Below are 23,708 nucleotides of genomic sequence, written 5' to 3'. Positions count from 1 at the left end.
GGGATAAAAATGATTGAAATTTTAATAGCAGAAGATGATGAAATAATTGCAAATCTTATAAAGGTAAATTTAGTAAAGGCTGGTTATTCCTGCACCTGTGCATACAATGGAAGGGATGCTGCGAAAATGATGGACACGGTAAAATTTGATTTGTGTCTGTTTGACATAATGCTTCCTGAAATAGATGGATATGACCTGTTAGAATATGCCAAAACCATGGATTACCCTGTGATTTTCATTACGGCAATGGGAAGCACGGATAATAAGGTAAAGGGACTAAAGTTAGGGGCAGATGATTACATAACCAAACCCTTTGAAATAGTTGAAATGCTTGCAAGAGTGGAAAGTGTATTGAGACGTTATAGGAAGGCGGAAAATCTTATAGTGGAAGAGGATGTAACCATTGACTTAGCTTCTATGGAAGTGAAAAAAAACGGAAAGCAGGTTATGCTTACACTTAAGGAATTTAATTTATTAGTATTATTAGTGAGAAATAAAAACGTGGCTTTGTACAGGGAAGTTATATATGAAAATGTATGGGGAAGTGATTATATGGGAGATAGCAGAACTGTTGACCTTCATATTCAAAGAGTGCGGAAAAAGTTAGGGTGGGAGAAAAAAATAGAATCAGTATATAAAGTAGGATATAGATTAAAGGGCTAGACATGAAAATTTTTTGGAAAATATTTTTATCTATTTTAAGCATTGTAACGGTAATGTACCTTGTTTTTGGAGGTGCATTACTTTATGCGTCTTTTAATAATTCATTAAACAGGGAAATTCAAAGAGAAGTAAGCGAAAATAAAATGTTTATGAATATGCTTAAAACGTCTTTAAGTGTATCTGTGGAGGATGATAACAGGTTAGAGGAAAATGTTATAAAAACCACGGAATCTGTACGAAACAGTTTGGGACAAAACAGATACAATATCAAATTATGTAATTCCAAGGGAGTGGAAAAGTACAGGGGAAGCACCATAGAAAGTTTTATTTCCGTTAAGGAAATGAATAAAAAAAACAGTGCTTATGTTATAAAGCTTGCAGATGATAATGAACATTATATTGAAAATATGAACAAAATAGTTGTATACGGAAAAACTTATTATGTAAGCAGCATAAAAAATATACAGTACATATATGAAGATAGAAATACATTATATAACAGATACAGGCTTATGGTAATTATGGCATTTGTTGTGTCAGGAATATTGTCTTATTTAATTTCTAAAAGGATAACAAAACCTATAGTTGAATTATCAAAAATTACTGAGAAAATGGCATCAGGAGATTACGGCGCAAGGGCAAAGGGAAAACAGACGGGAGAGGTTGGAGTTTTAATTAACAGCTTTAACAGTATGGCAGATATTTTAAAAGAGAATATAGAAGAATTAGAGGACAGTGCCAGAAAACAGGAAGATTTTACTGCAAGTTTTGCTCATGAATTAAAAACACCTCTTACAGCCATTGTAGGATATTCAGATATGATTCGTTCAATGGATTTAAGTGAAAAAGAAATTAAGGAATATTCCAATTATATTTTCTCTCAGGGAAAAAGATTAGAAAAACTGTCCTTTTCACTGATGGATTTAATATCTCTTGACAAGCAGAATATCAGCTTTGAAAAGGTGAATATGAAGCGTCTTCTTAAACAGGTAGGAGAAATGGCAAAACCTAATCTTATACAAAAAAGAATAAAGTTTAAGATTAAAGCTGAAGAGGGCAAGGTATATGGAAATGAAGAATTGCTTATATCACTGATAAATAACATAGTGGATAATGCCAGAAAGGCTGTGGATATAGGTGGGGCAATTCTTATTACGGGACAGGCATCAGGCAATGAATATATGGTAACCGTTCAGGATAACGGATGTGGAATGGAACCGGAGGAACTTAGAAAAATAACAGAGGCATTTTATATGGTGGATAAATCAAGAGCAAGAAAAGAGGGAGGCGCAGGCATTGGAATGGCTTTGTGCAAGAAGATTGTTTCCATACACCATGGGAAATGGAAAATAGGCAGTAAACCGGGGGTAGGCACAAATGTATATGTGATACTACCTATGGATAATAAACAGTTAGCAGGAGAAGGCTATGAAAATTAAAAAAACGATATTAGCGATTATGGGAATCGTGGTTATAATTGCATTAGCCATGATTTTGCCGATAATTTTAAATGAAGTGACAAATAAAAGTAATGTAGGAAAAATAAGCTACAATGATGAAACGGCTTATGAGGTGACTACAGGAGAAACTAAGTCTACTGAGGAAAAGCTTGAAATATTAGGGGATGTTTTAAGTGGTAAGTCAAATGCCCAGGTTATAAATGTAATATTTAATTCGGAAAATAAGAAACTTAAAAGTGTTGAAAAAAGTATTAACAATGAATATAAGAAATGGCTTCAGATTGAAAAGAAATTGTTTGGGGAAAAATATAATGATTTGCTTTTTGATGGACAGCTGTACTTTAATGATATTCAATTATACACAATATACGATATGGGAATATCTTATTATGTTTGTGATGTTGTTGTATACAATAAAGAAAATGGACTTAAAAACCCATTACAAATATATGTGGATAGTGATACCATGAAAATATATCTTGTAACCTGTAAAGATGTTGAGATATTTGAAAAAATGGCAGTACAGGTTTATGAAGGAAAAGACAATTTGTCATTAGCTATTATACAGTCTAAAATAATAGATTCTCTTGCAGATTATTATGGCATAGAAAAAAAGTCAAAAATGCAAAATGTGAAAACAGATGAGGGAATAGGGGTGAATCTGATAAATGATGTGTTGTGGCAGATTCATTCGGGAATTGACGGAACATCAGTAAATATAGGAATAAGTGAGTTTGAGGAGTTTACATATTATAATAACAATTTTCAGAAAAACGATATAAAAACTGACGTGAAATCAGGAACCATTAGTTGATAATGGGTAAAAAAGACGATATACTATCATAATGAGTGTTTGAAATTCAAACATAAAAGTATGTTGGAGGCATTTATGAAACCTGTTGAAATAAAGGAATTGTATGATAATACAGAAAAATATATTGACAAAGAAGTTGAAACATGCGGATGGGTAAGAAGTATAAGGGATTCTAAAACCTTCGGATTTATAACAGTAAATGATGGTACATTCTTTAAACCCATACAGGTGGTTTACAGTGATAAACTTAATAATTTCTCAGAAATATCAAAAACAAATATTGGAGCGGCACTTATTATAAAGGGAAAATTAGTTGCCACACCTAATGCAAAACAGCCTTTTGAAATTCAGGCAGAGGAGGTAATAATCGAGGGGGAAAGTACCGGTGATTATCCTCTGCAAAAGAAAAGACATAGTTTTGAATATCTTAGAACAATATCCCATTTAAGACCAAGAACAAATACATTTCAGGCAGTTTTCAGAGTGCGCTCCCTTTGTGCCTATGCCATTCACAAATTCTTTCAGGAACAGGGATTTGTATATGTTCATACTCCCCTTATTACAGGAAGCGACTGCGAAGGGGCAGGGGAAATGTTTCAGGTTACTACTCTGAATTTAAATAATGTTCCAAAGGATGAAGAGGGGAATACGGATTATTCAAAAGACTTTTTTTCAAAGCCAACTAATCTTACAGTATCAGGACAGCTTAATGGGGAAACATATGCTATGGCATTTAAAAAGATTTATACCTTTGGACCAACATTTAGGGCAGAAAATTCTAACACTACAAGACATGCAGCAGAGTTTTGGATGATTGAGCCGGAAATAGCTTTTGCAGATTTAGAAGATGATATGGAATTAGCAGAGGCTATGATAAAATTCATAATAAAATATGTGTTAGAAAATGCACCGGAGGAAATGGATTTCTTTAACAGCTTTGTTGATAAGGGACTTTTAGACAGATTAAATCATGTGGTAAATTCAGATTTTGGCAGAGTAACATATACGGAGGCCATAGATATTTTAAAACAGCATAATGATGAATTTGAGTATAAGGTAGAATGGGGATGTGACCTTCAAACGGAGCATGAGCGTTATCTTACGGAAAAGATATTTAAAAGACCGGTGTTTGTAACGGATTATCCAAAGGAAATAAAGGCATTTTACATGAAGTTAAATGATGACGGAAAAACCGTGGCAGCTATGGACTGTCTGGTGCCGGGAATCGGAGAAATAATCGGTGGAAGCCAGCGTGAGGAAAAAGAAGACGTATTAAGGAAAAGAATGAAGGAGTTAGGACTTAATGAAAAGGACTATGAATTTTATCTTGACTTAAGAAAATACGGTACTGCAAGACATGCCGGCTTTGGATTGGGATTTGAGAGAATGATTATGTATCTTACGGGAATGGGCAATATAAGAGATGTAATTCCCTTCCCAAGAACGGTTAATAATTGTGAACTATAGAGAAAATTTTTGGCATAAGATAAATAGAACGAAAGGGTAATTTAATGACTAAATTTTTTGTAAAAAAGCCATATTTCGTAGTAGTGGCAGTAATAATTATTCTCCTTATCGGGGGAGTAAGCTTAAACAGAATGAATATGGATTTAATGCCGGATATGGAACTGCCATATATTATGGTAATAACAACCCAGCCGGGAGCTACTCCTAAAAAAGTTGAAAATGACGTTACAAAGCCACTGGAAAGTTCTCTTGGAACAGTAAATGGGGTGGAAGACGTAAAAAGTGTTTCTGCTGATAACTACAGTATGATAATGCTACAGTTTGCAGATGATACCAATATGGATTCGGCTTTGGTAAGAATATCAAAGGTTTTAGATACGGTAAGCCTTCCTGATGAATGTGGAACTCCCAATATAATGGAAGTAAGCATGGATATGGTGGCAACCATGTACGTAGGTGTGGATTATAAGGGTAAGGACATAAAAGAACTTACGGATTTTACTAAAAATACTCTGCAACCTTACTTTGAAAGACAAAATGGTGTGGCAAGTATTACCTCTATGGGATTTACCACAGATTCCATAGAAGTAAAGCTAAACAGTAAAAAAATTGACAAAATTAATGATAAAATCCTGGCTAAAACAAACAGTAAATTGGTAGATGCACAAAAGCAGATAGATGATGCACAAAAGAAATTATCAGATGGGGAAAAGGAATTATATTCCCAAAAGTCTAATTTAGATGACACTCAAAAAAGCACTAATAAGCAGTTAGCTGATGCCCAGGTTAAATTATCCCAGGCACAGGCTGTAAAAAATGCTTACGAGGCATCCCTTAACAGCTTAAAGGCAGGTAAAAGTGCCCTTGAAGCGGAGCAGAAGGCATATGAGGATGCAAAGGTTGAAGATATGTACAATAAAATTGACAAGACGTTTACAACTTTTAGCTCTCAGTATGGTGAACTGGCAAAACAGGCAGGGGTAACTGTTCCTAAAAATATTAAGGATGCGGTGAATAACAAAAAGGAATTTGAAACTTTTGTAAAGTGGCTGGAAAAAATAGGTTACGGCAAAGAAACAAAGGAATTAACCTACAAAAATCTGAAAAAGGTTTATGACATTGTAGAAGTGAGAATGCCTCAGATAAAAACTGAACTGGCAAATCTTGAAATAGAAATTAAGGCAGCATCAATGATGAATGACACTATTTCAGGACAGATGAAGGGAATAGACGAAAATCAGTCAAAAACAATTGAAGGGGGATATAACGCTGCCGCAGGATTTGGTGCAGGTCAGGCACAGATAGCAGCAGGTCAGACTCAGTTAGAAAGTGCTAAAAAAGATTTAAAAGATGCAAAGAAAAAACTGGAAAATTCAAGAAAAGCTGCTAAGGAGAATGCAAATGTGGACGCATTGTTAAGTATTGATACATTATCTAATCTTATTTATGCTCAAAACTTTTCAATGCCTGCGGGATACATAGACGATAAAAATGACAACCAGTGGTTGATTGATGTGGGAGATAATTATACCGGTAAAAAGGAAATTAAAGATATGGTTCTCACAAAAATATCCGGCATTGGAAAGATTAAATTATCAGATGTAGCTGATGTAACAGTGGTTGATAATGCGGGAGAAAGCTATTCAAAAATTAATGGTGGGGATGCAATATTACTTGCCATATATAAATCAAGTACAGCCAACACCAGTGATGTGTCTGATAACATAAAATCAGCATCAAAGGAACTGGAAAAGAAATATGATGGTTTGTCAGTAACAACCATTATGGATCAGAACAATTATATAGATATGATTATCAGTTCCGTTTTAAGCAGTATGCTTATTGGTGCAATTCTTGCAATTATTGTGCTGGCACTGTTTTTAAAGGATATTAAGCCTACATTAATAGTAGCCTTTAGTATACCATTTAGTGTGTTGTTTGCCGTAGTTATAATGTATTTTACCAACATCACATTAAATGTAATGTCTCTTGGAGGCTTATGTCTTGGAATAGGAATGTTAGTAGACAACTCCATTGTTGTAATGGAAAATATTTACAGGTTAAGAGGACATGGCATATCCGCACCAAGAGCTGCGGTACAGGGTACTAAACAGGTGGCAGCACCTATTGTGGCTTCAACCTTAACTACCATAAGTGTATTCCTTCCTATGGTATATGTTACGGGAATGATTAGTGATTTACTGATGCCTTTTGCATTTACCATTTCATATGCCCTTATAGCATCCCTTATTGTGGCAATGACTGTAGTTCCTACTATTAGTGCAACAGTTTTAAAAAACACAAAAACAAAACAGCATAAGTTATATGACAAAGTAAATAATTACTACGGAAAGGTATTAGAGAAATGTTTGAAGCATAAGGCAATCCCTCTTATAATCTCTGTTTTACTGCTGGTAATATGCGTTGTGCAGGCATTTAGAATGGGGCTTGTAATGATGGATGACATGGTAAGCAATCAGATTTCAGTAAGTCTTACAGTAGATGATGACACAGAAAAGAAAGAGGCATATGCCACAGCTGATAAGGTAATGGATGCCATACTTAAGGTTAAGGGAATTGACAAGGTAGGTGCCATGGATGGAAATGCCGGCGCCACATCATCTGTTTTAGAAGGAGCCGGTGGAAATTATACCTCCTTTATATTTAGTGTAATAACTGATGAAGACATAAAAACTACAGGTCAGTTTAAGAAAATTATAAAAGAAATTGAGGACAACGCTAAAGATATAAAATGCAAAGAACTTAAGGTGTCATCTTCAGCCCTAGGAGACACATCAAGTCTTTCCGGTAACGGACTTCAGGTAAATATATATGGTGATGACCAGAATAAACTTGTGTCTATCAGCAAAGACGTTAAAAAAATGATGGAAGACATTAAGGGAACAGAAAATGTAAAAGATGGCATCAGTGAGAAAAATAAACAGATACATTTAGAAATAAATAAAGATAAAGCGGCAGAATATGGGCTTACAACAGCACAGATTTACCAGCAGTTAGCGGCAAAGATAAAAACAGACAAAACAGCCGTAACAATTACTGTGGATAACAAGGATATGGATGTTAATGTAATAAATGACCTTGATAAGCCGGATGTTGAAAATCTCATGAATACGGAAATTACATCTACAACTAAAAATGCATCAGGAGAAGATGTAAATAAAACCTATAAGCTATCTAAGTTTGCAAAAATGATTAAGGGAGAAAGTGTCGACAGCATAAGAAGGGAAAATCAGTCAAGATATATGTCTGTAACAGCTGAAGTTAAAGAAGATTACAATGCTACACTTTTGTCAAGACAGTTAGAAAAGTCTTTGGCAAAGTATGATACACCGGATGGATATAACATAGAAATTCAGGGTGAATCAGCTCAGGTAATGGAAATGATAAAACAGATGCTGTTAGCCCTTGCTTTAGGTTTCGTGTTTGTATATCTTATTATGGTAGCACAGTTCCAAAGCATTTTATCTCCGTTTATCATTATATTTACGGTTCCATTGGCATTTACCGGAGGTATGATTGGACTTATGATATTTGGTCAGTCTATATCAGCCATGGCGCTTATGGGATTTATGATACTTATGGGAACAGTTGTAAATAACGGAATAGTGTTTGTGGATTATGCCAACCAACTGAGGATAAAAGGAATGGAAAAACGGGAGGCATTAATCAGAACGGGAAAAACAAGAATGAGACCAATACTTATGACAGCCCTTACCACTATTTTATCCATGAGTGTTATGGTATTCTCACAAAATGCCGGTGATGCAATGCAAAAGAGTATGGCTATAGTGGTTAGTGCAGGTTTACTGTATGCAACATTAATGACATTGTTTATTGTTCCGGTTCTATATGACATTTTCTATAGAAAGAAACCAAAGGTCATAGATGTTGGAGATGACAATTTGGATGATATTCCGGATGAAACGGCAATGTAAATTATATATGAAAGGATGTAGTGATGGATTTTATAATTGAAATATTAAAGGTTATATTTTTAGGAATAGTTGAGGGAATAACTGAGTGGTTGCCAATAAGCAGCACCGGACATATGTTACTGGTAGATGAATTTATTAAAATGAATGTAAGCAGTGACTTTAAGGAAATGTTTTTCGTGGTAATTCAGTTAGGAGCAATTCTGGCAGTTGTGGTTATGTTCTGGAATAAAATGTGGCCTTTTAAAAGAAAGGATACAGAAGATGGAATTAACAAAAAAGGCTCAATCCTTAAAAAGGATATATGGTCTTTATGGTTTAAGGTTGTAGTAGCCTGTATACCGGGAGCGGTTGTTACAATAGCTTTTGATGATTTTATTGAGGCACATTTACATACACCTACAGTTATAGCCATTACACTTATATTCTATGGTATTGCTTTTATAATAGTCGAGCGTTGGAATAAAACAAGAACACCAAAAATCAACACTCTTTCAGACATAACATACAAAACTGCATTTATAATTGGTTTATTTCAGGTGTTATCCATAATCCCGGGAACGTCCCGTTCAGGTTCAACAATAATCGGTTCATTGCTTATTGGGGTATCAAGAGTGGCAGCAGCAGAATTCACATTTTTCCTTGCAGTGCCGGTTATGTTTGGACTTAGTTTTATAAAACTTTTAAAATTCGGTTTGTTATTTACAGTATCTGAGTTAAGCATTTTGCTTGTGGGAATGGCAGTGGCGTTTTTTGTTTCATTACTTGTTATAAAGTTCCTTATGGGATATATTAAGAAGCATGATTTCCAGATATTTGGATGGTATAGAATTATTTTAGGAGCAGTAGTTTTAGTATATTTTCTTTTTAGATAAAATTAATTAATATGAAAAGGTTTCAATCTGATTTTACGTTAGGTTGGAACTTTTTTTGTTTATAGTTGTTTTTTCTTGTATTTATTTGTGCAATTTACCAGTTCTGAGGATAAATTTGGTAAAATGGCTTTAAAGATTTAGTTAAAAGTGCTAACATATAATAGATTTCGTAATTATTTTTGTTAAATATTAAGGAGGGAACAATGAAATTGAGTGATTTTAGAAAGAAATCAATCACAAGACGTGTCTGGAGTGTTGTCTTAACCATAGTAATGGTGTTTAACCTTATGTGTGGTTATGTAGCAGTTTCAGAAAGCAGTGTGACAGATGTAAAGGCTGCCACAAAGACTCTTGCTGAATTGAAAGCTGAAAACAAGGCTTCATCGGCAACTTACCGTAACGTAATGTATTACGGTGAATGGTCAGTTTATGCAGGACAGAAGAATTTCTATCCAAGTAAAATTGACGGAAGTTTAATTACACATTTAAACTTCGCATTTATGGACGTGGATGAAAAAGGTAATTTAAATGTTTGTGATTACTGGGCAGATTTTGATAATCCTAATGTTGGATACAGCGTTGGCTCAGAATCTTTATATGCCGGTGTATTAGGAGCAATGCTTCTTTTAAGACAGCAGTACCCTAATATGAAAATCGGTATTTCCGTAGGTGGGTGGACAAGATCAGGAGCATTTCCTAAACTTGCATCAACTGCAGAAACAAGAAAAAAGTTTGCGCAGAATATTGCAAAATTTGTTCATTATTACGGATATGATTTCGTAGATATTGACTGGGAGTATCCTACAGCAGACAGAGACCCGGATCCTACAGGAAACGGAGTAACTGTTGATAAAGGATGTAAAGGCTCAGAGGCAGATACAAAGAACTTTACACTTCTTATGCAGGAACTTAGAAATACTTTAGATGAGTATAGTGTAAAAGATGGTAAGTATTATGAATTATCATGTGCCATGTCAGCATCACCGGCTATGATGGCAAAAATCGAATATGACAAAGTTTTACAGACAGTAGATTTTGCCAACATGATGACATATGACTTAAATGGTGCGTGGAACGGATATACAGCTCACCAGACAGCTTTATATACTAACGATTCATATGATCATGACAAGCAAAAAGATGCGCAGTTCTCAGTAGATACATGTGTTAAATATTTAGAAGATACATATGGCGATAAAGTTGATATGTCTAAGGTAGTAATTGGTGTTGCACCGTATACAAGAGGTTGGGCAGAAGTTAAAAATGACGGCTTAGATCCTGACAACCCGGGACTTTATGCAACAGCTACACCTAACAGTGTTAAGGCAGCTGACGGAACTACAAGTGGTACATATGCATATGGCGATATTGATACTCTTATCAGTCAGTACAAATTAAAAGAATATTATGACGAAAAGGCTCAGGCAGCTTATTACTATAGTGCAGAAACAGGATATTTCTTTACATGTGACAATGAAAGATCCGTTGCTGCAAAAGGTGATTATGTAAAGAAAAAAGGTCTGGGTGGTCTTATTTCATGGATGGCTTCATTAGACAGCACAAATGCAGTAACTAAGACTATGAAGGATTCTTTATATGGTTCAGCAAGCCTTCCAAACCAGAAAATTGTAATTCCACAGAAGGATAACATTTCAGTGGATATTGCAACATCAGGCAGTGCATATACATTTACTGTAAAAAACAATAACACTCTTACTGAATCAAGTGAGGCAACATTGCCTAACCCTTCAGGTGATAAGGCAGCATTGCCACAGGCAGAAACATTTGGTGAGTCAGTGGCATATCCTACGTTTTACTTTAAGACAAAGAGCGGGGAGATTCTTACAGGAGATTGGCAGTCAGGTGGAACAATTTCCAGCGGAAATGGATATACAATTATTACTCCACCAGCATGGAGTTCAAAGAAATTTGCACCGGGTGATTCTCTTACATTTACTTTGAAAACATCAGGAACAGCTAAGGCATCTGATATTTCAGAAATCTATATGACATCAAAGGCATTAGAAAATGGTGAAGAGATGGGCAAAACCGTGTTATACTCAGATGGAACCCCGGCCCAGACTGAAACAACTAAAAAAGATGATACACACGTTACAACTAAAGAAGGTGAAGTTGTAACATCAAAGGATAATGTTACAACAAAAGAGGATTCTACAACAAAGGCAGCCACAGGAGATTATCCTGTATGGTCACCTGACAGTGTTAAATATGAACTTGGAGTTCTTGTTCAGTATGAAGGAAAAGTATATGAATGTACATATGGTCATACTTCAAATTCAGGCTGGTCACCAATATTAGCAGGTACACTTTGGAAGGAAAGAACTGACTTAGTAGCAGGTAATCCTGAAACAACTAAGGGATCAGGAGAAGAACAGACAACAGAGGATAATTATACTGTAAATGGTAAGTTACCACAGCATATGGTTACAGGATACTGGCATAATTTCTTAAATGGCTCAAAGGCACTTAAGATAAGTGATGTTCCTACATATTATGATATGATTTGTGTTGCCTTTACAGGAAACACATCAACTCCGGGAGAGGTTACATTTGAACTAGACAGTGACTTGTGTAAGGAACTTGGAGGATATACAAAGGCACAGTTTATACAGGATATTAAGGACGCAAAGGCTAAGGGACAGCATGTTATTATTTCTGTAGGTGGTGCTGAAGGCAGAATTGAAATCAACAGTGAGGCAGCAGCACAGAGATTTGCTAACGGATTAATCAACATTATTACTGAATATGGATTTGAAGGTGTTGATATTGACCTTGAGGGAAGTGCTGTTACAGGTGTTGATTATATTGCAGAAGCACTGAGAACAGTACATGATCATTTTGGAGATGATTTTATAATTACAATGGCTCCTGAAACATATTATATTCAGGCAGACAGATTATCAGCTAATGATATTACAACTTCATATTTAAGATTGGCATTAAAGATTAAGGATATTTTAACAATCTGCTATCCACAGTTCTACAATACAGGTGGAATGAACGGATACGGTGGATCAATTGTAAATCCGGGAACAGCTGATTTCCTTACTTCAATGTCAACATTAGTAATCGAAGCAGGACTTAGGGCAGATCAGGTAGCGTTTGGTGTTCCATCAATGGCTAAGGCAGCAGGTAGTGGTTATGTGTCAAATGACACTATAAAGACAGCACTTAATTCCATGGTAAACGGTACTTCATCAGGAGGCTTTACACCGCCAAGAAAATACCCTACATTCAGAGGTGTAATGACATGGTCAATCAATTGGGATGCAACAAATAATTATGCATGGGCTAAAGCTATGGATGCAGCAGTAGATGAAATGCCAACTACAGAGGTACCTACAAAGGCACCGACTGTAGAAACAACCAAAGCCCCTACAGTGGAAACAACAGCACCGGGAGAGGTTACAGCGAAACCTACAGAAGTTATTGGACTATCTTTAATTTCACAAAATGGTGCAGAGGTAGCCTTTGCATGGGGACAGACACAGGATCAGATTAAGTCAGGTCAGACATACAACGTTTATATAGATGGAAGTTTTTATCAATCATATACAGCTGCTACACAGGTAGCTTATACATTTACTAAAAACGGAAGTCATACAATAAAGGTTACAGCAGCATTAAACGGTACGGAAACAGCAGGAAGCATACTTAGTATTAAGGTTTCAGGATTATCTGAATCAGACACAACAGTGGCTCAAACAGAAAAGCCTACATCAGGTACACCAACAACAGGTCTTTCATCAAGACTTATGATTGGATATTACCATACATGGGATAATGCAGGAAATCCGTTTATTAAATTAAGAGATGTTGACAGTAACTGGGATGTAATTAATATTTCCTTTGCAGAACCTGTTAGTGCAGGAAGTACAGATGGAAAAATGCGATTTAACATTTCAGGTCTTTCAAGCAGTTATACAAAGGAAGACTTTAAGCAGGATATTAAAACATTACAGGCTAAAGGAAAGAAAATAGTTCTTTCCATTGGAGGATACGAGGGATACTTCTCTTTAGATTCACAGGCAGCTGTAAATCAGTTTGTAAGTGATATTAAGGGATTTGTAGATGAATACGGATTTGATGGAATTGACATTGACTTAGAACAGTCATCTGTACAGTTTGCCCAGGGCAATGATAAGGATATCAGAAAAATTAATTCACCTAAATTAGCTAACATGGTTTCAGCAATTAAGACTATTGTACACAGCTATGGCGATGATTTCATTCTCTCATGGGCACCTGAAACATTCTATATGCAGATGGGATATATGTACTATGCAGGAATTAATCAGTATTGTGATTCAAGGGCAGGTTCATACTTACCAATGATTAATGCATTACGTGAGGAAACAAGCTTTGTACATGTTCAGTTATACAATTCAATTGCCATAACAGCACCGGATGGAGTTTCTTATAATATGGGAACAAAAGAAGGGGTTGTAGCAATGTGTAACATGTTACTTGACGGATTTTATGTAGGAGCAGGAGCCGGTGTTGCAAAGAGTGAAGCAACATACTTTGCACCACTTAGACCTGATCAGGTAGTAATTGGTGTTCCGTCATCAGCCGGTGCAGCAGGAAGCGGTCAGATATCTAATGCAAACCTTCAGGCGGCATTCTCAGAGATTGATGCAGCTCATCCGGGACTCAGAGGTATTATGTCATGGTCTATCAACTGGGATTCATCACAAAATGGCAATTCATTTGTAAGAGAGAATCAGGCATTCTTATCTAACTTAAGAGGTGATGAGGAAACAACACAGAAGCCGACAGAGAAACCTACTGAGGCACCAACAGAAGCACCTACACAGGCACCGACAGAGGAACCTACTACAGCTGATCCTAAGACTATTACAATCAGTGATGATGTTAATATTGAAGGATATCAGGTAAGTACGACCCTTGGAGGAAGTAGAGTTGTTGGTTCTGTAGAACCTACAATAGATGGAAAGAATGTTACTAAGTGGGGATTTGTTTATGCGGTAGATACAATATATGGAAATTCTTTGGGAGTAACAGATGCAGATATGTATGTTGGTTCAACTAACAAATATGTAGTTTCATTAGATTCTACACCGGCAGGAACAAGTAATACAGTTCTTGGAAATTCAACAACAGCAACATATTTTGTAAGAACTACATTGTTTAGTACAAACACTGCCAGAGAGTTTACAACAGAATATAAGGTAAGAGCATACGCAGTTCTTAGTGATGGAAGCTATGTATATAGTAAGGCATATACTTACTCAGTATATAAGATTTGTGATCAGCTGTATCAGTCAAAGAAGATGAATACAAGCGCTGCACATGATTACTTATATAATAATATTCTTAAGGTAGTTGATCCTTTATATAAAGAAGTAGATTACAACTGGAGCAGTATAGTTGTTAAATAACAACATAATAATATAATTACGGGGGACCGTTGAATTGGTACATATCAGTTCGACGGTCTCTTTTAATGTCCAAATAAAGTTTTATGTTTAGATGTTTTTATAATACAAACTCACGACTAAAAAACAGTCATAATATAAAAAATCAGACAAATGTAATAAAAAAACTAGACAAATGTATAAAAAGGTGTTATTATACATCTAGTAAGAAATTGTACACAAGTATAAAAAATAAATATATGTAATAAATTTATAGAAGGAGGAAGTCACATGGCCAATTCAAACATTACCAAAAAGGCACTGGCTGAAAGCCTTAAAGAACTAGGTTCAACCAGAATACTTGATAAGATAACGGTTGCTGACATTACGGAACATTGTGGTGTAAACAGACAGACTTTTTATTACCATTTTAATGACAAGTATGAGTTACTTGCCTGGATTTACAATCAGGAACTGGTAATTCCCCTGACAAAGGATCTTACTTTTGATAACTGGGGAGAGAAGATATTAGAGCTTTTGGTTTATATGAAACAGAAAAAACAGTTTTTCATGAATACCATAAAGTCTAACAATGATTTCTTTTCGGTATATCTTGAAAGAATATTTATTGAGTTATTTAATAAGGCGATAAAAGATTTAAACCTTTATACTCATCTTGATAAAAAGATGCGTGACATTTACGCAAGATTTTTTGCATACGGTCTTACGGGAATTATAGTTGACTGGGCACTTAAAGGAATGAAAGAAGGAGAAGAAGAGTTAGCACAGCTACTCCAGGATATTTCCTTTAGTTCAGAAAAGATAGGACACGAATTATATTTGTATCACAAAAATGAAACAGATAAATAAGCAGACGGCGTATATGCAAAATTATAAGTTAGTACAAAAAATAAATACAGTTATGAAACTGTCTAATGATTAAAAGATACATAACTGTATACTTTATTTTAGATTTTTTATAAAGGAGTGAAGTTTGTTATGAAGAATTACATTCAAAAAGGAATTAGTTTAACATTAGTAGCGTCAATGGTTGTATGTGGCTTTAGTGGTTGTGGAACAACAAAGACTACAGATAACACTGACAAAACATTAGGCACTGCAAAGGAAACAAACAATGAGGCAAATGTTGAGGCGTTGCTTACAGGCAAGTTAGGAGATGCAAAGGACACTGATAAGAAAGAAACAGTATATGTTGAAATGAATGCTGACGGAACAGTTACCAAAACAACAGTAAGTGATGTTCTTAAGGTGAAAGGAAAAGACAACATAAGTGATGTTTCAGATTTAACAGATATAACAAATATTAGTGGTGATGAGGCATTTACCACAGATAATGGTAAGCTGATATGGGAAAACAAAGGCAAGGACATTTCATATCAGGGAACAACAACAAAGTCAGCACCAATTGATATTAAGGTTTCATATTATCTTGATGATAAGGAAATTTCTCCTGAAGATTTAGCAGGAAAAAGTGGTAAGGTAAAAATTGTTTATGATTACACAAACAATTCAAAAGAAGTTGCAGGAAACTTTGTTCCATTTATTACATTAACAGGAATGATTTTAGATGATAACTTCTCAAATGTAACAGTAGATAACGGAAAAGTAGTAGATTACGATGATAACAAAATCGTTGTAGGATATGCAGCTCCGGGATTTAAGGATCATCTCCTTGATACAATTGACAAGGCAAAGGATTACATTAGTGACATTGATATTCCTGAAAGTGTTACTATTACAGCTGATGTTAAGGATTTTTCAATGGATATGGCACTTACAGTTGCAACATCGGAATTAGGTGACATTGATTTAAAGGATACATTTGATTTCTCTGATATAGAGGAAAAAATGGATGAATTAAAGGATGGAACTGATGAATTGGTAAATGGTGCCACAAAGCTTAATAATGGTGCTAATGAATTAAAGAGCGGTTCATCAAAAATCAACAGCGGTGCTTCTGATATTGCAAAATATACTTCAACATTATCAGATGGAACAAAAGAGTTATTAGGAAAGTATTCAATATTTAATCAGTCACTTTTAGAAGCTCTTGCATCAGCTGATGATGGAGCAGGCAAACTTAACAAAGGTGCAAAAGATTTATCATCAGGTTTAGCAACTGCCAAGGCAGCATTTGAGGATACAAAGAAATCCCAGGGACTTAACAATGGAGCAAAGGCATTAAATAAAGGTGCAAAAGAAGCAAATGCAGGTGTTAAGCAGTTAGCGCAGACATTACAGGGAACACCATCATCTATTCAGACACAGATAGATGGAATAATTGCTAAGTTAAATGCAGCAACAGGCGGATTGATTTCCAGTGAAAAGGTTTTAAATCAGATTGTTGAAGGTATAAATGGAGCTGTTACTAAAGGCATGGATTTAAATACGGTTCTTACAGCTAAAGGTCTTGATGTAAACACATATTATACATTACTTCAGGCTTATTACAGTGTTCAGACTCTTGAAAGTGTAAAGAGTACATTTGAAGCACAAATCAGTGCAAGTGCAGCAGATATTCAGAAGTTACTTGCAGGAATGGATTCCCTTGAAGCAGGAACAACATCCCTTAGCAGTGGAGTTACAAAGTTATATTCAGGAATTAAGCAGTTAAACACAGGAGCAGCAACTTTAGCCAAAGGAACAGCTGACCTTAAATTAGGAACAGGTGAACTTAAGAGCAAGATTGGCGCTGCAAGCCCACAGATTAAGAGTGGTATCGGAACTGTAAATTCAGGTGCATCACAGATTAGTGATGGTGCTAAAACATTAGCAGCCGGAACAAAGACTCTTGATAATGGTATTGTTACATTAGCAAACGGTACTAAGGACTTAAAGGATGGAACAATTAAATTAAATAAAGAAGGTATCAGCAAGATTACTGAAATATTCGGAGAAGATACTAAGGATGCAGTAAACAAAATCGAAGATGTTTTAAACGCAGGAAAGAAGTATAATTCATTCTCAGGAATTAACAGTGACATGAGTGGAGATGTTAAGTTTATCTTCAAAACAGCAGAAATTAAATCTGAAAAGTAAAGGAGCTGATATTTTATGAAGAAGTTTTCACAATTTGTTGTTAAAGCCAGATATGCCATATTGATTATTGCAGTTCTTTTACTGATACCATCGGCAATCGGCTACTTCAATACAAGAGTAAATTACGACCTTTTATATTATCTTCCTGATGGAATTGATACAATGACAGGTCAGGACATCCTGATGGATGAATTTAATTCCGGTGCATTTGGAATTGTTATGGTTGACAAAATGAGCGACAGTGACGTATCTGTACTTAAAGAAAAAATGGAAAAGGTTGACCATGTAAGTAAGGTATTATGGTATGATTCATTTGTTGATTTGGGAATGCCAAAGTCAATGCTTCCTAGCAAAGTATATGATGCATTTAACAAAGATACATCAACAATTATGCTGGTAATATTTGATGATACAAGTTCCGGTGACGGAACAATGAAAGCCATAAATGAAATCAGAAAGGTTACAAAGCACCAATGCTTAATAAGTGGTATTTCTGCAATAGTAACAGATACAAAGGATTTGGCTGAACAGGAAACACCGATTTATGTTTGTGTTGCAGTTGTAATATCTATCATTCTTTTATCATTACTTATGGATTCATTTATGATACCGGTATTCTTCCTTTTGAGTATTGGTATGGCTATAGTCTATAACTTAGGAAGCAATTTTGTTATGGGAGAAATATCCTACATAACAAAGGCATTAGCGGCGGTACTTCAGTTAGGTGTTACAATGGACTACTCCATTTTCCTATGGCACAGCTTTGAGGAACATATGGAAAAGACAAATGGTGATAAATATGAGGCCATGGCAGATGCCATTAGGGCTACAATATCCTCAGTTGTAGGTAGTTCCATAACAACAGTGGCAGGATTTATAGCACTTTGCTTTATGAGTTTCAGCTTAGGTTTAGACCTTGGTGTGGTAATGGCAAAGGGTGTTGTATTAGGTGTTATATCATGTGTAACAATTCTTCCAGCATTTATCCTTGTATTCCACAAGGCAATTGAGAAGACAAAACACAGACATCTTTTACCTGATTTTGATAAGGTACCTAGATGGATTGCAAAACATTATAAAATTTTCATTGCAGTATTTGTTATTTTGTTAGTACCTGCAATTTATGGTCAGGCCAACACAAAGGTATACTACGATTTAACATTAAGTCTTCCGGATTCTTTAGAGAGCGTTGTTGCCCAGAATAAGATTGCAAAGGAATATGATTTAGGTTCTGCGAACATTATTTTGTTAGATTCAGATGTAAAGTCAAAAGATGTATCAGCTATGCTTGACGAAGTTAAGAAGGTTGATGGAGTACAAATGGCATTAGGAAAGGAAAGCGTTTTAGACGGTTCTGTTCCGGAATCATTTATTCCTAAGGATTTAACAAAAGAGTTAGAAAGCGATGAACATGAGATGCTTATATTCATGTCCGCATACAAAACAGGTTCAGATGAAGCTAACAACCAGTGTAATGAAATTGAAAAAATTATAAAGAAATATGATAAAAACGGAATGTTAGTAGGTGAGGCAGCTTGTACAAGAGACCTTATTAAAATAACAAACAAAGACTTTGCAACAGTAAGTTTTGTTTCAATTTTCCTGATTTTCATAATCATTGCTTTAGTATTTAAGTCAATTTCACTTCCTATAATACTTGTTGCAGTTATTGAATTTGCTATATTCATTAATATGGGTATACCGTTCTATACTAATACGACGTTGCCGTTTATTGCATCTATTGTTATTGGAACCATTCAGTTAGGTGCTACAGTTGACTATGCAATATTAATGACTAACAGATACAAACTGGAAAGATCTAGTGGAAAAGATAAAAAGGCAGCAGCAGGCGATGCTCTTAAGGCTACAATGAAATCAGTTATGGTAAGTGCATTTACATTCTTTGGAGCAACATTTGGTGTAGGTGTATATTCAAGTATAGATATGATTAGTTCCCTTTGTCTTCTTATGGCAAGAGGTGCTATTGTAAGTATGCTTTGCGTAATCTGCATATTACCTGCAATGTACATTGTATTTGATAAGGCAATCGTTAAAGGAAGCTATAAATTTTTAGATTAAAATAAGATATAAAGAGGATAGGATTTTCGTAATTCTATCCTTTTTTCTTTTAAAATTAAAGTTAAATACACACTGATTTTACTGTGATTTTATTGCAGTTTGTGGTATAATAAAGGTAACAAAATTGAGACAGGAGGACGGCATTATGAAACAGATAATTATAGCTTTAGGACGTGAATTCGGAAGTGGTGGTCATGTTATTGCAAAGAAATTGGCTGAGCATTACAACATACCGTTGTATAACAAAGAACTCTTAGATGAAATTGCAAAGGATGGACATTTTAGCAAAGAGATGCTGGAAAAATTTGATGAACGGCCAATTAGCATTTCTTTTATGCCAATGCCTATTACAGGAAGCACCATTTCCCTTGAACAGCAGATTGCCATTAAGCAGTTTGGATTTTTAAAGAAAAAAGCTGATGAGGAAAAGGAATCTTTTGTGGTAGTCGGAAGATGTGCTGATGAAATTTTAGCAGATAATCCTAACCTTGTAACGGTATTTATTACCGGTGATAAGGAAAGCAAGATTAAAAGAGTTATGGAGCGGGAAAATGTAGATGCAAAGCAGGCAGAAAATAAAATGAAGAAAGTTGACAAGATGCGTAAGGTATATCACAATTTCTACTGTGAGAACAAGTGGGGAGATTCAAGAGGATATGACATATGCATAAATACAGGAAAGGTTGACTTTGACACTGCCGCTAAGATGATCGAACTGTATGTAGATACTAAGAAATAGCAAAAAATATAAATTTGTTAAAGAACTCTCTTTTTAGGGAGTTCTTTTTATGATAGAATGTAATAGTTACAGTTAGCAGACAATATGCTACGAAAGAATCGGACAGGAGGTTAAAAATGGGTGAATTAATATTTAAAGGAATGAAGGTAGAAGAAATTGACCTTACAAATAAATTGGAAGGACAGGTGAAGTTAGATATTGAGCAGAGAGCATCATTTAATGTTAAATACACTAATGACAATCTTCATTGCGCAGCAAATCTGACTATTGACATGATGGAAAAAACAGCACCAATGGATTTCAATTTTAAAATTAGTGCTACTGCATTCTTAGATTGTGAGCCGGGAATGGATAAGAAGGAAATACATAAAAAGGCATATGATGAAATATATCCTAATGTAAGAACTCTTATAACTACAATTATGGTTAATGCAGGACTTCCACCTATAGTTATTCCAAAGGTGAAAATGGATGACAGTAACATTAAGCTTGCAGGAAATGAACAGGAAAATAACGGTCAGTTATATAGCTAAAGGTAATAAAAGGATTTTTATTAGTTTTGACTAAAAAAGCAAAATTTTAAAAGGGGGAAACGAATGTTCATTTGTACAAAATATATGAATATTGTTTTCTTTTTTTACAATAATAAGAGATTATTTGTGCAATAATTACAAAAGATAAAAAAATAGTTCGTCATTATTGCAAAAAACGTTTTTAATTATTATACTATAAGGGTATTAGATTTTTAGGTAACATAATAATCTAAACCCTTTCAATTTTGTGGCTTCTTGGAGGAATCTCTAAGAAGCCATTCCTGTTTTTATAGCTATATGTGAGAATTTTTAATATATCTTACAGTCTTCTAATGTATTATTTTTTGTAATAATTATTATAATAGAATATATGAAAAAGTAATAATTATCTTTATAAATAAAAGAGTTATGTTTTTTGTCATTTTTTGTAGTTTATAGTGTTGACTAAGAAGCGTATTTGGTGGTATTATGAAAGGAAATTGGGTTAAATTGTAATGATTTTATTATATATAGAAGAGGTTGTAATATTATGAAGAAATTGATTTTAGTAACATCTCCACCTGCTTGTGGAAAAACATTTGTAACGAAGAAACTGGCAAAGGCTATACCAAACTGTGTATATCTTGATAAAGACTCATTAATCGTTTTATCAAAGCAGATATTTGTTGTGGCAAATCAGGAATATAACAGAAGCTCAGATTTCTTTGAAGCAGAAATAAGAGATTATGAATATGATTGCATTATGGAAATTGCAATGGAAGCATTAGAATATAATGATACTGTATTTATTAATGCACCTTACACAAGAGAGGTCAGAACTCCGGGATATATGGAGAATCTCAGACGTCAGCTTTTGGAAAAGAAAGGTGCTGAACTTATAGTTGTATGGGTACAGTGTGACGTTGAAGTATGCAGACAGAGAATGATTGCAAGAAATTCCGACAGAGATACATGGAAGTTAGAAAACTGGGATGAATATGTTAAGAAATTAGATTTTTCAGTTCCAACAGGTATAAAGAATATATTCCTGTTTGACAATTCATCTGATGACAAATTTAAGGTTTCTATTAAGGAAGCTGTAAAGTATTTCGAGGAACTTAAATAAGAATCACTAAAGAGTATCTCAGGATACTCTTTTTATTAGTAAAGAACAGGAGAGAGAATATGGGAAAGGTTAGAACAAGGTTTGCTCCAAGCCCTACAGGTAGGATGCATGTTGGAAATTTAAGAACGGCACTTTATGAATTCCTGATTGCAAAGCATGAGGGCGGAGATTTTATTTTGAGAATAGAAGATACAGACCGTGAAAGATATGTTGAGGGAGCTGTAGATATTATTTACAGAACTTTGGAACAGACAGGTCTTATTCATGATGAAGGTCCTGATAAGGATAAGGGATTTGGCCCATATGTTCAAAGTGAACGTCAGGCATCAGGTCTTTATATGAAATATGCAAAACAGCTTATTGAATCAGGAAATGCCTACTATTGTTTCTGTGATAAGGAAAGATTAGCTGAACTTAAAACTTCCGTTGGAGAGGATGGAAAGGAAATAACAGTTTATGACAAGCATTGCCTTCACCTTTCAAAGGAGGAGATTCAGGCAAATCTTGACGCAGGAAAGCCATATGTTATAAGAATTAATATGCCTACAGAAGGCACAACAACTTTTTATGATGAATTATATGGTGAAATTACCGTTGAAAATAAAGAATTAGATGATATGATTCTTATTAAATCAGACGGATATCCAACATACAATTTTGCAAATGTTATTGACGACCATTTGCAGGAAATTACTCATGTTGTAAGAGGAAATGAGTATATTTCATCTTCACCGAAGTACCAGAGATTGTATGAGGCGTTTGGCTGGAAATCACCAAAATATGTGCATTTACCACTTATTACAGATGAGGAACACAAGAAGTTAAGCAAGCGTTCAGGTCATTCATCATATGAAGATTTGGTGGAGCAGGGATTTTTACCTGAGGCAATTGTCAACTACATTGCTCTTCTTGGATGGAGTCCGGAAGATAACAGAGAAATTTTTTCTCTTGATGAATTAATAGAAGCATTTGACTACCATAAAGTAAACAAAAGTCCTTCAGTTTTTGATATTCAGAAACTTAAATGGATGAATGGAGAATACATTAAGGCAATGGATAACGACACATTCTATGAAATAGCAATGCCTTACATTAAGGAAGCTATTAAAAAAGATTTGGATCTTAAGAAAATACTTGATATGGTAAAAACAAGAATTGAAGTATTTCCTGAGATTGGTGCTATGGTAGATTTCTTTGAGGAACTTCCTGAGTACAGTGCTGATATGTATACTCACAAGAAAATGAAAACAAACACTGACAATTCATTAGAAGTTCTTAAGGAACTTTTGCCATCATTAGAGAAAACGGATGATTATTCAGTAGATGGACTTCATGAACTTGTATTTGAATACATTGGAAAGAAAGGTTGCAAAAACGGACAGGCATTATGGCCTCTTAGAACAGCAGTTTCAGGTAAGCAGATGACACCTGCCGGTGCTTTCGAAATAATGGAAGTTATAGGAAAAGATGAATCCATAAAGAGAATCAAAAAAGGCATCGAACTGTTAGAAAATGCCCAGGCAGCACAGTAGAAATTATGGGTGAAATATAAGTTATAAAG

Annotated in this window: 14 protein-coding genes; all 14 read left to right on the top strand. The window is 34.9% G+C overall.

What is annotated here, in order from left to right:
• Nucleotides 1–9: 9 nt before the first annotated feature.
• The 14 genes from DWW68_RS08530 (at nt 10) to gltX (ending at nt 23,679) form a co-directional block, all read left to right on the top strand.
• Nucleotides 10–663 (top strand): response regulator transcription factor, encoded by a 654-nt coding sequence (locus DWW68_RS08530; protein WP_021952263.1) that lies wholly within the window; start codon nt 10–12, stop codon nt 661–663.
• A 2-nt stretch (nt 664–665) separates the two neighbouring features.
• Nucleotides 666–2,102: a HAMP domain-containing sensor histidine kinase gene (locus tag DWW68_RS08525; protein ID WP_021952264.1), complete on the top strand. Its 1,437-nt coding sequence runs from the start codon at nt 666–668 to the stop codon at nt 2,100–2,102.
• Nucleotides 2,092–2,937: a hypothetical protein gene (locus tag DWW68_RS08520; protein WP_118589397.1), complete on the top strand. Its 846-nt coding sequence runs from the start codon at nt 2,092–2,094 to the stop codon at nt 2,935–2,937. The genes DWW68_RS08525 and DWW68_RS08520 overlap by 11 nt, the downstream gene beginning before the upstream one ends.
• Before the next feature lie 75 nt (nt 2,938–3,012).
• A complete protein-coding gene (gene asnS / locus DWW68_RS08515; RefSeq protein WP_021952266.1) occupies nt 3,013–4,404 on the top strand; it encodes an asparagine--tRNA ligase in 1,392 nt (463 codons plus the stop codon).
• Nucleotides 4,405–4,448: 44 nt separating this feature from the next.
• Nucleotides 4,449–8,360 (top strand): efflux RND transporter permease subunit, encoded by a 3,912-nt coding sequence (locus DWW68_RS08510; protein ID WP_118589396.1) that lies wholly within the window; start codon nt 4,449–4,451, stop codon nt 8,358–8,360.
• A gap of 23 nt (nt 8,361–8,383) precedes the next feature.
• A complete protein-coding gene (locus DWW68_RS08505; RefSeq protein WP_021952268.1) occupies nt 8,384–9,232 on the top strand; it encodes an undecaprenyl-diphosphate phosphatase in 849 nt (282 codons plus the stop codon).
• Between the two features lie 203 nt (nt 9,233–9,435).
• Nucleotides 9,436–14,655: a glycosyl hydrolase family 18 protein gene (locus DWW68_RS08500; protein ID WP_118594988.1), complete on the top strand. Its 5,220-nt coding sequence runs from the start codon at nt 9,436–9,438 to the stop codon at nt 14,653–14,655.
• A gap of 267 nt (nt 14,656–14,922) precedes the next feature.
• Nucleotides 14,923–15,501 (top strand): TetR/AcrR family transcriptional regulator C-terminal domain-containing protein, encoded by a 579-nt coding sequence (locus tag DWW68_RS08495; protein WP_021953744.1) that lies wholly within the window; start codon nt 14,923–14,925, stop codon nt 15,499–15,501.
• A 129-nt stretch (nt 15,502–15,630) separates the two neighbouring features.
• Nucleotides 15,631–17,691, top strand: coding sequence for a hypothetical protein (locus DWW68_RS08490; RefSeq protein ID WP_118589394.1), 2,061 nt, complete (start codon nt 15,631–15,633; stop codon nt 17,689–17,691).
• Nucleotides 17,692–17,706: 15 nt separating this feature from the next.
• Entirely contained in the window at nt 17,707–19,770 is a 2,064-nt protein-coding gene (locus DWW68_RS08485) for an MMPL family transporter (protein WP_118589393.1), read from the top strand.
• Between the two features lie 145 nt (nt 19,771–19,915).
• Complete coding sequence (locus DWW68_RS08480) at nt 19,916–20,509, top strand: cytidylate kinase-like family protein (protein ID WP_021953747.1); 594 nt, start codon at nt 19,916–19,918, stop codon at nt 20,507–20,509.
• A 116-nt stretch (nt 20,510–20,625) separates the two neighbouring features.
• On the top strand, nt 20,626–21,042 hold the full coding sequence (locus DWW68_RS08475) for a hypothetical protein (RefSeq protein WP_021953748.1): 417 nt from the start codon (nt 20,626–20,628) through the stop codon (nt 21,040–21,042).
• 529 nt (nt 21,043–21,571) lie between these two features.
• A complete protein-coding gene (locus tag DWW68_RS08470; protein WP_021953749.1) occupies nt 21,572–22,147 on the top strand; it encodes an AAA family ATPase in 576 nt (191 codons plus the stop codon).
• 59 nt (nt 22,148–22,206) lie between these two features.
• Nucleotides 22,207–23,679, top strand: a complete 1,473-nt coding sequence (gene gltX, locus DWW68_RS08465) for a glutamate--tRNA ligase (RefSeq protein WP_118589391.1) — start codon at nt 22,207–22,209, stop codon at nt 23,677–23,679.
• The last annotated feature ends 29 nt before the right edge of the window (nt 23,680–23,708 follow it).

The organism is Eubacterium sp. AF16-48 (assembly GCF_003479405.1).
GTDB classification, from domain to species: Bacteria; Bacillota; Clostridia; order Lachnospirales; family Lachnospiraceae; genus Eubacterium_G; species Eubacterium_G segne.
This window is presented reverse-complemented; position numbering and strand designations above follow the sequence as displayed.

Bases quoted from the DNA above. Each gene is read 5' to 3' on its own strand.
- DWW68_RS08530 (WP_021952263.1), top strand. From the start codon at position 10: ATGATTGAAATTTTAATAGCAGAAGATGATGAAATAATTGCAAATCTT.
- DWW68_RS08525 (WP_021952264.1), top strand. From the start codon at position 666: ATGAAAATTTTTTGGAAAATATTTTTATCTATTTTAAGCATTGTAACG.
- DWW68_RS08520 (WP_118589397.1), top strand. From the start codon at position 2,092: ATGAAAATTAAAAAAACGATATTAGCGATTATGGGAATCGTGGTTATA.
- asnS (WP_021952266.1), top strand. From the start codon at position 3,013: ATGAAACCTGTTGAAATAAAGGAATTGTATGATAATACAGAAAAATAT.
- DWW68_RS08510 (WP_118589396.1), top strand. From the start codon at position 4,449: ATGACTAAATTTTTTGTAAAAAAGCCATATTTCGTAGTAGTGGCAGTA.
- DWW68_RS08505 (WP_021952268.1), top strand. From the start codon at position 8,384: ATGGATTTTATAATTGAAATATTAAAGGTTATATTTTTAGGAATAGTT.
- DWW68_RS08500 (WP_118594988.1), top strand. From the start codon at position 9,436: ATGAAATTGAGTGATTTTAGAAAGAAATCAATCACAAGACGTGTCTGG.
- DWW68_RS08495 (WP_021953744.1), top strand. From the start codon at position 14,923: ATGGCCAATTCAAACATTACCAAAAAGGCACTGGCTGAAAGCCTTAAA.
- DWW68_RS08490 (WP_118589394.1), top strand. From the start codon at position 15,631: ATGAAGAATTACATTCAAAAAGGAATTAGTTTAACATTAGTAGCGTCA.
- DWW68_RS08485 (WP_118589393.1), top strand. From the start codon at position 17,707: ATGAAGAAGTTTTCACAATTTGTTGTTAAAGCCAGATATGCCATATTG.
- DWW68_RS08480 (WP_021953747.1), top strand. From the start codon at position 19,916: ATGAAACAGATAATTATAGCTTTAGGACGTGAATTCGGAAGTGGTGGT.
- DWW68_RS08475 (WP_021953748.1), top strand. From the start codon at position 20,626: ATGGGTGAATTAATATTTAAAGGAATGAAGGTAGAAGAAATTGACCTT.
- DWW68_RS08470 (WP_021953749.1), top strand. From the start codon at position 21,572: ATGAAGAAATTGATTTTAGTAACATCTCCACCTGCTTGTGGAAAAACA.
- gltX (WP_118589391.1), top strand. From the start codon at position 22,207: ATGGGAAAGGTTAGAACAAGGTTTGCTCCAAGCCCTACAGGTAGGATG.